Below are 13,151 nucleotides of genomic sequence, written 5' to 3' on the forward strand. Positions count from 1 at the left end.
AGAGGAGAAATTTATGAAAAAGTTCATTCGTTTCTTTTCCAGGCGATTAGTACTTCTTTCCGTTATGGTGGTGTTGTTATTTGTATGGGGGATTTATTCCGCTTCCCAAATGAAAACCGAGTATCTTCCGCAAATTAATAACCCGATTTTAATGGTTACTTGGAAATCACCCGCCGAAACTGATGGTGTCACTACTGACCAAATGAATAATAATCTTGTTCGTTCATTAAAAGAAGTGGATGGACTGCAATCTATTCAATCAACGATTTACTCGCAGGGATTGTTTGCAAGTTTAACCTTTTCACAAAACTTCGATGTGGAACAAGCAGAAAGAAATATCCAAGCCGCCATTCAGCAAGTGAATTTTCCGGCAAATGTTAACAAGCCCGAGATCCAAAGGATAAGCTCAGATGCCTTTCCTTTTATAGAAATCAGCGCATCGTCCGCAAGTTTTGCAAAACAATTAAACGAAATAAAAGGCGTAAAAAAAATAAATGTAACCGGGAACGGTCAAAAAGGATTAATCATTAATTTGGACAATAAAAAGCTGCTTGAAAATGGCCTTCGTTTTGAGGATGTCCAAAATGTGCTTCAGAATGACAAGAATATTTGGCCTGAAGGAACGGTTGCGACGAAAAATCTCCAGATGATGCTGAAGGTAGAAGGGACGGCAGACCAAAAGGCGGACCTTGAAAATAGGATTATTAAAACAGCAAATAATAAACAGGTTTTATTAAAGGATATTGCCAAGATTGAGAAGGGAACAATAAATGTCCAAACGAAGGTAAGAACAAATGGGAAACTGAGTGTCATACTAGATTTGTATAAAAAGAACTCAGCGGATGTCACAAAAGTAAGCAAGGATGTAATGACAAAGCTGGCTAAGATTAAGCAGTCTAATCCTGATGATACATTTACGATTCTATCTAATCAGGGACAAACAGTATCCCATGCGATTAATGGATTGTGGAAGGAGGGCGCACTTGGCTGTTTATTTTCGATGCTATGTGTTTTCTTCTTTTTTCGTGAATGGAGGTCTACTGCTGTAATTGCCCTGACATTGCCAATATGTTTTCTTGTTGCGGTATCCATTTTACAAGCAATGGGAATCACTTTGAATCTATTAACCGTATCCGGGTTGATTGTTTCTATGGGTAGGGTGGTAGATGACTCCATTGTGGTGCTAGACAATATCTATCGCAGACTTGAAAAGAATGGCAGTTATTCATTAGATTTATTAGCTTCTGCTGTAAAGGAAATGGTTCCAGCTGTTGTTTCTTCGACCTTGACCACCATTGCTGTGTATTTACCATTTACCATTAACCATGACAAAAAACATGATCGGTCAAGCATTTTACGGACTGGGTTGGGCGGTGACCATTTCGCTTCTTTGTTCATTAGTAGTCTCTATCCTTATTTTGCCGCCTTATGTCGCAAATACTTGGAGGGGGCGTTTTTATGCAAAAGCACCAAAAACAGAAAAGTCGGCTATAGTCCTGCTGGAAAAGGTTTGGGTACATCGAGGAAAATGGATTAGCGGGTTGACGGTTGTTCTTATCTTAGCTATCATCAGCGCTTTCTTTATACCTGTAAATGTTCTTCCACGGACACATGCACAAGATCTTAACATTCAAGTCGAAGCGAAAGAAGGAGCCACACTTGAACAGGTTGATGCCGATGTTAGGGCATTGGAAGCTTTATTGCAAAAACATAAGGAGATAGCTGCTTATTCGTCGTCCGTTGGATCCATATTTGCACCAGCATTCGATGACGTGTTCGATCAAGGGGGAGGATGGATCCAGCAGCCAAACATTGCAAATGTATATGTGACACCCCAAAAAGGAGTTGATATCGCTCAATTAACCAGTATATTAAGACAGGATATCAAAAATCTTTCCACAAGCTCCAAGTATACCATTACAAATCAGAAAATTGCCGGGGATGATTCCAGAGTGAACTTGATGTTAACGGGGGATAATCCCAGCAAACTGGCAAAAACTGCAGCTCTCTTAAGAGGGAAATTGCAGACAATTAAAGGTTTACAGATATATGGGGACGCGGAACAATCTGATCAGGAAAGGTTTACGATTGAACTTAACGAAGACAAAATAAATGATTCAGGGTTAGATAAGCAAGCGATACTAGTGAAGTTGGAATCTTTTTTGGATAAGCGCACTGATATTCAAGTTGCGAATTCTGCGTCTTCCTATCAAGTGGAACTTCGCAAGCCTTCTGCTGTTTCACTTTCCTATTCACAAGGATCCGATTCTGAGCAGGAATGGCTTACACAATTGGGCCACTTGTCCTTCCAAAATAAGAATGGGGAAACAGTCAAACTACAGGAATTTGCAAAGCTGAATGTGGATTCACCACTATTAACGAGTGAAAAAGATGGCCAGCCGATTGCAGTTGTAACTGGGAATATTTTGACCACTGATATCGGAGGGGTAACGAAACAGATTAAAGATACAATAAACAAAGTTGAGCTGCCAAAAGGAATACAGATTGAATTTGGAGGCATCCCTCAGCAGGTTCAGCAAATGATTTGGAGTATTGGTTTAGCTGGAGTTGTGTCTATTATTCTGGTTCTGTTCATTATCTCATGTATTTTTAAGGGGATTAGAGGTCCAGTTGCGGTATTATCCTCTTTGCCTTTTGCCTTAATCGGATCGGTTTTATTCCTGTTTATTTTTAGGCAATCATGGAATCTAGGTGCATTAGTAGGAATGGTAATGCTGATCGGTATTGTCACAACAAATGGAATCGTACTTGTCGATCGATTGGAGAGGCTGCGAGAGGAGGGAGAACCATTAAAAAGTTTCATCATTGAAGGTACTGCAAGCCGTGTGAGACCAGTACTTATGACAGCTGCAACGACTATCCTGACTCTTTTACCGTTAGCATTCTCAGGACAGTCGGATACGCTCATATCCCAATCTCTTGGACTGGTAGTGGTTGGCGGAATGATTACTTCCACCCTTGCAAGTCTTTTAGTTATTCCAACTGTTTATTATTGGATGTGGAAATCGGTTCGGCGAACACATTTACACAGTCGGAATGTTTTATCATATGGAGATTAAAGAATTGGCTGCCTTTTTGGCAGTCAATTTTTATGCTAAAAATTTTAATAAATTTGTAGAGTACTATCCTTGGGTGGTATTCTCTTTTTCTTTAAGATAAGCCTCATACACTTCCTTTACTTTGTCCGATTCTGGTGCTACATTTGAAAGTTTCTTACTTATGTTATTTAGTAAGTATAATCCTCTAAATAAACAGCCTGCTACAATTCCAAAAGCAATAAAACCGGCAAAAATTGGTCCTAGCATAAATAAAAGATAACCTAATATGGTAGCCAAAACGATGGATAAAATTAGATACATAAATTCTCCTCTTGTGGATAACTTATTTTTACATTAATGGTATCATAAAGTTATTATTAGGAAAACAGAGAAATATCTGGAAGGTTCTCGTGGAATAAAAATAGGACCTCCTTCAAGGAAGTCCATAACTAATTTAGCCTTTTAAAATGCAGCGGTCCAGCCCGCATCCGCTACTACCACCGTTCCATTAACAAAGCTGGATTCATCAGAAGCTAAGAATAAAGCAACTTTAGCGATTTCTTCTGGTTTTCCTGTTCGCGGCATAACACCTTGTACTGCTTTTGTACGATCGAAACCAAATTCATTAATATTTTTCATTGATGCAGCAATGTTTGTTTCTACACCGCCTGGTGCAATTGCGTTACAGCGAATCCCTTTATTAGCATACATGTATCCTGTATTCTTAGTAAGTCCTACAACAGCATGTTTTGATGCCCCATAAGCAGCACCCGCATGAGCGCCGTTTAATCCACCGGTAGAAGCTATATTGACGATCACCCCATTGCCTTTTTCTAAGAAAATTGGGATTGCTTTTCGCATTGCCCGCATAACACCTTTTGTATTAATATCAAAAATTAAATCCCATCGTTCATCATTTATGTCACCAACAGGCTCAAATCCATCCATAATTCCGGCATTATTCACGAGAATGTCTAAAGTTCCATATTCTTTGACAGCTGTATCAATCATATTTTCGATATCTTCTAATTTTGCAACATTTGCTTGAATGGCCATTGCCACTCCACCATTATTCGTAATCCCATCCGCAACAGCTTTTGCACCTTCTGCATTAAGGTCTGCAACGATGACTTTTGCGCCTTCCTTTGCATATAACTCTGCAATAGCTTTTCCCATTCCGGATGCTGCTCCTGTTACAACCGCAACTTTATTTTCTAGTTTCATGAAAAGTCCTCCATTCATTTGGATTTTAATGAACATTTGTTGCTTATCTATCTACTAAATATAATATAATCAAAGTATCCAACGTACAATCAGCAAATGAAGGTCTATTTGTTGGAAAATCAACACTATCTCTTATATTTGTTTATTAATTTTTATTATTGAACGAAAGAGGTGCCTTATGTCTAAAAATCATTCTATTGATAGAAGAATCGCTAAATCCAAACAGGCATTAAAGGATGCGTTAATATCTTTAATGCAAAAGAAGGATTTTAAAGAAATTACCATTACAGACCTTGTACAATTGGCAAACTTGAACCGAGGGACTTTTTACAAGCATTATCAATATAAAGAGGATCTATTAGAAGAGATGCTGGATGATATCATATCCAATCTAATTGCCTCTTATCGGGAACCATATATAAACAGTGAAACGTTTGAGGTGAAAAAACTTACTTCTTCCGCTATTAAAATTTTTGACCATGTAGATAAATACAGGGGATTTTATACTTTAATCGTTCAATCAAGTGCACTATCAGGATTTCAAAATAAGATTTGTCATGTTTTAAAAGACTTGGTTTTGCACGATTTATACGATCATCACCCCGATGCAAAAATAGATCGCGAACTGCAAGCAAGCTTTCATGCGTATGCCATTTTCGGAATGATGGTAGAGTGGATTAATCAAGGATTTAAATACAGCTCTACCTATGTGGCGGAACAATTATTGAAAATCATCCAGTTTAGTCAGGTGAATACTGTTTTTAAGTTACATTTAACGGAGTAATTTTCAACTAATTTGGTCTTGAGCAATAGGAAAGAAAACTAAAACAAAAAAAGAGTCAGTAGTATTGGTGAGACTCCTTTGTATTTATTGGAACTTTTTATATGTTATTGTTATTTTCTTCTGCATCTTTTAATTTAGTTCCAGCTATATTAATTATTTTTGATAAAGCAATAGTTATGATGATAAGACAGATAATTCCTACCTTGGAAAACGAAAGTCCAATAAAACGGTGATCTAAAAATAGTATATAAAGTGTAAATAGTGAAAGATTTAATAAAGTTGAAATCAACGAAAATAGCTTTATAAGATATTTATTTTTGCCAGGAATATCTTGAAGAAAACCAATCAATTCATATGGAATAATCCATATTATGATACATAGAGAAAAAGTAAAAACAGAAGGCCAGTTGTAAATTGTTATGTTCAGTATTGGAATTATGCTTAAAAGATAAATCAAAAAGCTAAAGATTCCTGTATATAAAGCAACAATTAATAAAATAACCACTACAATACATAACCAAAAGATTCCCTTATTCATAAATCCCCCTTTATATACAGCTTATCCATAATATTAGTCAATATAAAATTATGCATCCTTAGTATTTAATTATCACAAAGGATGCATAACTTTTAAATCAAGGAATGAAAAAATAAGAGATTTAATGATTTTTGCTCGTGCACTATCTACGTCATCCGGCATAATAGGAGAACGGACTTGCAAGAATTGCTTCTGAAACAAATGTAACTGTATCTGGAAATACGTAATTTTCTTAGGATAGCTTTTGATTTGAACAAAGATCACCGATCGACTATAAACGGATAGCAAATAAACAGTAATAGCATTTAGATGGCCGAAATTGATTACCATCTGATTCAAAAGACCAAGAGGAAGGAAAAACGGAAGCGGATTGTCCTTTATAGGGACTCAAAAGACCAAGGAGAAGAAAAAAACGAAGGGGGTTGACCTTTATAAGGGTCCTAAAGGCCAAGGAGAAAGAAAAACGGAAGTGGATTGTCCTTTATAGGGGCTCAAAAGGCCAAGAGGAAGGAAAAACAGAAGCGAGTTGTCCTTTATAAAAATTCAAAAGACCAAGAGTAACGCAAAAACGAAAGCGAGCTGCCCTTTACGAGAAGAGAAGTTTTTCTCACACTATCAGAAAAGGCAACCTTCATCAAAAAGAAGGAAATACCTCGGAGATTGAGGAATTCATTAATGATACATTTGGAAGGAGAAAACCAATGATATATCAAAAAGGAGCATTACTTGTACGAAAACTTGTTGATACGGATAAAGAAAAGTTAGTAAAGTGGCTATCTGATCCCTGTGTCCTTGAATATTATGAAGGCAGAGATCAGCCGCATGATATGGAGATGGTGACAAAGCACTTTTACAATCGGGAAAATAGAGAAGTAACTGGTTGTATCATAGAATACGAGGGTGCAGAAATTGGCTATATTCAATTTTACCCATTAGAAGAGGATGAGATAGAAGAATACGGATACGCAGATACACCTGAAACGATATTTGGAACCGATCAATTTATTGGGGAAGTTCCGTATTGGAATAAAGGAATCGGCAAGCAGCTGGTTTCTTCCATGATAGAATTTTTGGTAAGGGAAAAAGGCGCAGACAGAGTCGTGATGGATCCGCAAAGCTGGAATGAACGTGCTATTGCCTGTTATGAAAAATGCGGGATGAAAAAAGTGAAATTTCTCCCGAAACATGAGATGCATGAAGGGGAACTTCGTGACTGCTGGCTAATGGAATATAAAAAATAAGGCGGGGATAGTATGGAAGAGTTAATAACGGAAATTCCCATACTTCGATCAGCCAAAAAAGTCGAAGAAATACATAAGGGATATTCCTTCGATAAGAAGTATCTTGTTACCGTGAATGAACAGGAAAAGTACTTATTACGTACTAGCGGTGCCAAGGAATATGAAAGAAAAACAACGGAATTTGCTATTTTACAAGAAATGAAGAAGCTGCATGTACAATCTCCGCAACCAATTGAGCTAGGTTTATTGGAGGATAAGGGAATGTGCTACAGTGTGTATTCTTATGTGGAAGGCGAAGATGCAAAGATAAAGCTTCCTGCGTATACTCTTAGGGAACAGTATTCAATTGGTATGGCCGCTAGCCAGGATCTTAAACGCATGCATTCCCTTCAGGCTCCGTCAACAATTGAATCATGGTTTCCAAGGATAACGAAGAAATATAAAAGATACATAGATGCATATAAAACGTGTGGAAAAAGAATTCATTCAGACCATAGGCTAATAGATTTTATCGAAACGAATGTTGATCTTCTAAAAAATCGCCCAAATCGCTTTCAACATGATGACTTTCATCCAGGAAATATCATTGAAAAAAATAAGCAATACAGTGGTGTTATCGATTTTGAACGCTTCGATTGGGGAGACCCATTCCATGATTTTGTAAAAGTAGGAATGTTCTCGTGTGAAACAAGTATTCCATTTTCGGTTGGACAAATTATCGGATATTTTAATGGTGAAATTCCGGAACATTTTTGGAGGCTGTATTCTATCTATTTAGTTATGACCATTTTCTCTTCTATTGTCTGGACGTTAAAAGCGGCGCCTGACACCATTGATGAAATGATGGAGAGGTTGTATCGAGTGATGGAAGATCATAAGAATTTTGAAAATCTTACTCCAGGTTGGTTTTTAGCAGGATTTGAGCAATAAAAAGAGAGGGGAATGTCTTATGTTTTTTCTCCAAATGTCAGGCTTTCCAGGATCAGGGAAGTCGACACTTGCGAGACAAATCGGTAAAAGAACAGGTGCTGTTGTGATCGATCATGATATTGTAAAATCTGCTTTGCTAGAATCCCTAGACGAAAAGCAGGTAGATGCCAAAACTACAGGAAGCATCTCATATGATATTGAATGGGCACTAATCGATTTCCATTTGTCGCAAGGACATAGTGTTATTTTTGATAGCCCTTGCTTCTATGAAGAAATGCTGGAAAAGGGTCAGGGCATTTCCAAAAAACATCAAGCTGATTATAAATATATAGAATGTTATCTGGAGGATTTCATAGAAATAAATAGAAGGTTAAAAACTCGAGAGCGTTTGATCAGCCAGATTCAGGGTATTGAATCAGAAGAAATGTTTCGAAAATCGATTCAAAATAGTAAGCGACCGTACGGGCCGGCATTTTTAAAGGTGGATACATCCAAACCCATTCAGGATTTACTTGAGGATGCCATGAACTATCTTCAGTAAAAATAATCGGAAAAATTCAAAAAAAAAATGTTACCGCTTCCACTTGAATCCCGAAAAAAATCATGATAATATGTACCTAATACTTTAATAATGCATCACATGTTACTGATACGATTAGGCATGGTGGTAATTGGAAGGTCCAAATAGTGTCCCCTTCTTTAATACCGCCATGCCTTTTTTGATGTCAAAAATGTAAAAGAGGAGTCCTTTAACATGTTTAAAAATCTTTTCAAAAAAACACCACTAGAGATATATGCACCTGTGAACGGTCGAGTTATTCCGATTGAAGAGGTTCCGGATCCTGTTTTTAGCCAAAAAATGATGGGGGAAGGGATCGCTATTATGCCTTCGAACGGCGGGATTCATTCCCCAGTTGAGGGGACGATTATCCAAGTTGCTCCGACAAAGCATGCAGTAGGCATTCTTGCGAAGGATGGAACGGAAATTCTCATCCATATTGGATTGGAAACAGTCGCATTGGAGGGAGAAGGCTTTACCGTTCGAGTAAATGAAGGGGATCGTGTCTCCTTGGGTCAGCTTTTAATCGAGGTTGATTGGGAATACATTGGTACACATGCAAGCAGTACAGTAACACCAATGGTGATAACAAACAGCCATGATGGAAATAAACAGTATACGTTCACGGAGGAAAAAGAAGGCATTCAAGGTCAGACCGTTATGATAACTGCATCCGGAAAATGATACACTGTATAAATAGTGAATACAAGGAGATGAATTCGGATGAAAATAACGAGGATCCTGAATAATAATGCTGTCATTGTGAATGACGGTATGCAGGAGAAAATTGCTGTTGGGGCGGGAATTGCCTTTGGCAAAAAGAGAAATGATATCGTCAATGCCGGGAAAGTAGAAAAGCTTTTTGTCATGAAGGAAAACGAAAAGCTCCAGCAGCTCCTTAGCCGAATTCCAGAAGAGCATTTCATCATCTCAGAAAAAATTATTTCTTATGCAGAAGAATACTTGGGAACCAAGCTGAACGAACATATTCATATTGCGCTCACAGACCATCTTTCCTATGCACTTGAGCGGGAATCGCAAGGCATTCAATTAAAAAATAAGCTATTGCACGAAATTAGAATCTTGTACAAAAGGGAATTTGAAATCGGTCTGTGGGCTGTAAACTATATTGAAAAAACATGTCATATTCGAATGCCGGAGGATGAAGCGGGATATATTGCTCTCCATATTCATACGATGAAACTTCAAGGCGGAGATATGCGTCAAACGGTGATTCAAACAACCATCATCCGAGAGATCGTCGAAACCATTATGGGTTTTCTTCATATCCAAGTGAGGGAAGACGATATATCCTATCATCGGCTTATTACTCATTTAAGATTTGCTTTAACTAGAATGAATCACGATGAAACCCACACAATGGACGAGGAAATGCTTGATATGATCAAGAAAAAGTTCCCACTTTCCTATCAATGTGCACGGAAGGTAGCGAAGGAATTGGATGCTAATCACGATTTGATGCTACCGAAACATGAAATGGGATATATCACTCTTCACATTGAACGATTGAGAAAACAGTGGATTGAATAAGCAAATTGCTTTTTCAATAAAGGCTTTTTCACATGTATGCGAAAACAGCCATAAAAAGCTTGAAGGGAGTGTTGCAGCGGGATTTGGATAAGAGCCGAATGTAACTAGTGAAATCAGAGGAATTAGAATCGTCTTAGATATTATTTTTCTATTTATCCATACCATAATCACTCTGAATTCCTTGTACTTATACGGATTATTCTGAACCCCAAAAAATGGAGATTACTAGTTTATCTAAAAAAGAGAATATATTTTTTAGGGGGAAATGAAACCATGGTAATGAAATATTTACAAAGAATTGGCCGCTCCTTAATGCTGCCAGTAGCAGTTTTACCAGCTGCAGCGATTTTAATGGGTATTGGTTACTGGATTGACCCGAGTGGTTGGGGTGCTGGAAGCCCTGTAGCGGCTTTCTTGATTAAGGCTGGAAGTTCCATTATCGATCATATTCCAATTTTGTTTGCAGTTGGGGTTGCCTTAGGAATGGCGAAAGAAAGGGATGGATCTGCAGCAATCAGTGGATTAGTAGCTTTTCTCGTAGCAACTACATTGCTTTCAACAGATGCGGTAGCAATGTTAAAACATATTGATGCTGGTAAGGTAGATCCTGCCTTTGGAAAAATTGATAATGCATTTATCGGTATTCTTTCCGGCATTGTCGCTTCTGTAATGTACAACCGTTTTAGTAAGGTAAAATTACCGGATTTCCTGGCGTTCTTTAGTGGAAAACGTTTAGTGCCGATTATGACAGCGGTTGCAATGATTGTTATTTCTGTTGTTTTGTTCTTCGTATGGCCAGTAATTTATACAGGATTAGTTTCATTTGGAGAAGGAATTAGTAAATTAGGTGCGATAGGTGCCGGCTTATACGGATTCTTCAATCGCCTATTAATTCCTATTGGCTTACACCATGCTTTAAATGCCGTGTTCTGGTTTGACGTTGCTGGAATCGATGATATTAAAAACTTCTGGGCATCCAAAGGTACAAAGGGTGTCACAGGTATGTACCAAGCTGGTTTCTTCCCAGTCATGATGTTTGGTTTACCAGCAGCAGCACTTGCAATGTACCATACTGCAAAAACAAAACACAAAAAACAAGTAGCATCTTTGATGATGGCAGCAGGTTTTGCGTCCTTCTTTACAGGGGTTACTGAACCACTTGAGTTTTCCTTCATGTTCGTAGCGCCGGCTCTTTATGTTGTGCATGCTGTTTTAACAGGTCTTTCTTTAATGATTGCTGCCCTATTCCATTGGACAGCAGGATTTGGATTCAGTGCGGGATTAGTTGACTTTGTGTTAAGTTTAAAAATTCCGATTGCAAATATGCCATTAATGTTACTTGTACAAGGCTTAGTATTTGCGGTAATTTACTATTTCGTATTCCGTTTCATCATTACAAAATTCAACCTTATGACTCCTGGTCGAGGAGAAGAAATGGAAGAAGGCGTAAGCGTAATGGAACAAGAAGTGGCAGCAACAGCTACGAACAAAGCAAATAGATTCACTGCAATGGCAGAAAAGATTTACGATGGCTTAGGCGGCGACGAAAATGTTGTATCTGTTGATAACTGCGTTACACGTCTAAGAGTAGAAGTGAAAGACATGAATAAAGTGGATAAAAATAAGATCAAATCTACAGGCGTTCCGGGAATTAATGTTGTCGGATCAACAAGTATTCAAGTTATTGTCGGCACAAATGTTCAATTTGTGGCGGATGAAATCCATAGAATTCGCAGCTAATAATAGATGAAACCTACTTTTTTCATAAAGTAGGTTTTTTTCATGAAAAAGTGAATATTGCACATCCTAAAAATGGAGGTGCACAGATGAAGAGACCGAAGTTCCTTTTATTTTTAATCATGATTCTGCCTTGGTTTACATTACCATTTGTAGGTGAAAAAGCGATAAAAAGATTTCTTCCTGCAGCTATTTTTATAAGTATGGTATCCAAAATAATAGATATCATTGCTGGGAAGCGCAATTGGTGGAAGTATTATACAACCATTCATCCGCTATTAAAAGGCAGCGCACCACTGGTCTTCGGTCCTTTTTTGGCATCCGCATTTTGGAGTTTAAAAAACACTTATGGAAAATTTGTGTCTTATTTGATGAGCAATCTTCTTTTACATATAGCGTTTGCAACAATTGGGATGTGGGTACTGAAACGTTTAAGAATTACTTCATTAGATAAAATGAGCCGTGTTCAGCTTGTATTTGTCCTTTTATTTAGAGCATTGCTATTATACGGATTTCAATTTGTGAAGGAAAGTATGGAGAAGAGAAGGAATAATCAAATGCCTGCTCGAAATTAAATGAAGGTTTATTTTGAGGAAAGCAGGTTTTGCAGTTGGAATTACAGTTTTTATTCGAAGATCCCATCAAAGAAATTCAGGAATTAAGCCCTGGCTACTCGGGCCATGCAAGTGATGTTTGGCTGGTTAAAACGCTCAGCCAGGAATTTGTGGTGCGTGCATCCAGATTAAAAGAAGAACCAAACAATGATTTCTGGTGGGGCTGTAAAAATACATTTGGGATAGACCCAAGAAATGTTTTTGCATTGGAAAATGTGAATGATACATTAATCAAAATTAGTTCAATTCCTATACCGAAAGTAATGAACAAAGGTAAAACGACAAGAGAGTATGTTGTCGTTGAAAAATTAGATGGCCAGGTTGTTTCATCTTTTATTGGTCAGCCTTCTTCGGTGCTGGAGAGTCTTGGAGAAGGGTTGGCAAGAATTCATCAACTTAGGGAAGACTTTGCCGGAAATCCTTCTGGAAGTTTTAGAATATCTTTGGATGACTTTCATCATCACCTAAGCCGATGTGCAGCAGAGCTAGTTTCCAGGTTTCACTCAGATAATGAAAAAATAACAGTTATGTTGCCAAAGGTTACGGAAATCATAAGCTCATTGCCACATCCGGAATACTCCACGTTTGTTTTAGTAGACATAGACCCTTCGCAATTTTTAGCAAATGAAAAGGAGATTACGGGATTAGTGGATACAGAAGCTTATGTGGTAGCACCGAGAGAGCTTGATTTTATCGGATTAGAGTACATATTGGATGAGCAATCTGCCAAGGATTTTAAAATAGGATATGAAAAAGTTCTGTCCATACCTGATTTGTCAAAGGTTCGGTTTCCTTATCGGTATTTTTATAGATTGTTATCAGTGCAGGGCGATGTTGATTTGGATGAGTGGTTGGGGTATAAGGTTCTGTTTTAATATTGCTGCAAAAAGACTCCATGGTTTTTATCATGGAGT

13 protein-coding genes and 1 pseudogene are annotated in these 13,151 nt (G+C 37.8%); 11 read left to right on the forward strand and 3 right to left on the reverse strand.

What is annotated here, in order from left to right; genetic code table 11:
• Positions 1 to 13: 13 nt before the first annotated feature.
• Together NSQ59_RS03765 and NSQ59_RS03770 are read left to right on the forward strand one after the other, a co-directional pair.
• Positions 14 to 1,393 (forward strand): annotated as a pseudogene (locus NSQ59_RS03765) (efflux RND transporter permease subunit); the annotation flags it as partial.
• Positions 1,338 to 3,080 (forward strand): efflux RND transporter permease subunit, encoded by a 1,743-nt coding sequence (locus tag NSQ59_RS03770; RefSeq protein WP_340829364.1) that lies wholly within the window; start codon positions 1,338 to 1,340, stop codon positions 3,078 to 3,080. The pseudogene NSQ59_RS03765 and the gene NSQ59_RS03770, both read left to right, overlap by 56 nt.
• A 63-nt stretch (positions 3,081 to 3,143) precedes the next feature.
• On the opposite strand, the gene NSQ59_RS03775 is transcribed toward NSQ59_RS03770, so the two are convergent.
• A complete protein-coding gene (locus NSQ59_RS03775; protein ID WP_055738329.1) occupies positions 3,144 to 3,380 on the reverse strand; it encodes a hypothetical protein in 237 nt (78 codons plus the stop codon).
• Positions 3,381 to 3,521: 141 nt separating this feature from the next.
• Complete coding sequence (locus NSQ59_RS03780; RefSeq protein WP_340829365.1) at positions 3,522 to 4,283, reverse strand: SDR family oxidoreductase; 762 nt, start codon at positions 4,281 to 4,283, stop codon at positions 3,522 to 3,524.
• A gap of 178 nt (positions 4,284 to 4,461) precedes the next feature.
• Here NSQ59_RS03780 and NSQ59_RS03785 point away from each other — a divergent pair, with 178 nt between their 5' ends.
• A complete protein-coding gene (locus NSQ59_RS03785; RefSeq protein ID WP_340829366.1) occupies positions 4,462 to 5,067 on the forward strand; it encodes a TetR/AcrR family transcriptional regulator in 606 nt (201 codons plus the stop codon).
• A gap of 97 nt (positions 5,068 to 5,164) precedes the next feature.
• Here NSQ59_RS03785 and NSQ59_RS03790 read toward each other — a convergent pair whose 3' ends face one another.
• Positions 5,165 to 5,605, reverse strand: coding sequence for a hypothetical protein (locus tag NSQ59_RS03790; protein WP_340829368.1), 441 nt, complete (start codon positions 5,603 to 5,605; stop codon positions 5,165 to 5,167).
• A gap of 701 nt (positions 5,606 to 6,306) precedes the next feature.
• Between NSQ59_RS03790 and NSQ59_RS03795 the strand changes: the two genes are divergently transcribed.
• From NSQ59_RS03795 to NSQ59_RS03830, 8 genes are all read left to right on the forward strand, one after another.
• The gene (locus NSQ59_RS03795; protein WP_126649330.1) at positions 6,307 to 6,846 is read left to right on the forward strand and encodes a GNAT family N-acetyltransferase; all 540 of its coding nucleotides are present in this window, start codon (positions 6,307 to 6,309) and stop codon (positions 6,844 to 6,846) included.
• 12 nt (positions 6,847 to 6,858) lie between these two features.
• Positions 6,859 to 7,776 carry an aminoglycoside phosphotransferase family protein gene (locus NSQ59_RS03800; RefSeq protein WP_340829371.1) on the forward strand — a complete coding sequence of 306 codons (918 nt, stop codon included), beginning with the start codon at positions 6,859 to 6,861 and terminating at the stop codon, positions 7,774 to 7,776.
• A gap of 19 nt (positions 7,777 to 7,795) precedes the next feature.
• A complete protein-coding gene (locus NSQ59_RS03805; protein ID WP_340829373.1) occupies positions 7,796 to 8,317 on the forward strand; it encodes an AAA family ATPase in 522 nt (173 codons plus the stop codon).
• 213 nt (positions 8,318 to 8,530) lie between these two features.
• Positions 8,531 to 9,019 carry a PTS sugar transporter subunit IIA gene (locus NSQ59_RS03810; RefSeq protein WP_126649328.1) on the forward strand — a complete coding sequence of 163 codons (489 nt, stop codon included), beginning with the start codon at positions 8,531 to 8,533 and terminating at the stop codon, positions 9,017 to 9,019.
• 39 nt (positions 9,020 to 9,058) lie between these two features.
• Entirely contained in the window at positions 9,059 to 9,886 is an 828-nt protein-coding gene (locus NSQ59_RS03815; RefSeq protein ID WP_055738337.1) for a PRD domain-containing protein, read from the forward strand.
• 273 nt (positions 9,887 to 10,159) lie between these two features.
• Positions 10,160 to 11,626: an N-acetylglucosamine-specific PTS transporter subunit IIBC gene (gene nagE, locus NSQ59_RS03820; protein ID WP_126649326.1), complete on the forward strand. Its 1,467-nt coding sequence runs from the start codon at positions 10,160 to 10,162 to the stop codon at positions 11,624 to 11,626.
• An 86-nt stretch (positions 11,627 to 11,712) separates the two neighbouring features.
• Positions 11,713 to 12,198: a hypothetical protein gene (locus NSQ59_RS03825; RefSeq protein WP_340829376.1), complete on the forward strand. Its 486-nt coding sequence runs from the start codon at positions 11,713 to 11,715 to the stop codon at positions 12,196 to 12,198.
• A 35-nt stretch (positions 12,199 to 12,233) separates the two neighbouring features.
• Positions 12,234 to 13,112, forward strand: coding sequence for a phosphotransferase (locus NSQ59_RS03830; RefSeq protein ID WP_340833128.1), 879 nt, complete (start codon positions 12,234 to 12,236; stop codon positions 13,110 to 13,112).
• Positions 13,113 to 13,151 lie beyond the last annotated feature (39 nt).

This window comes from Margalitia sp. FSL K6-0131 (assembly GCF_038008735.1).
Classification (GTDB): Bacteria; Bacillota; Bacilli; order Bacillales; family Bacillaceae_C; genus Margalitia; species Margalitia shackletonii.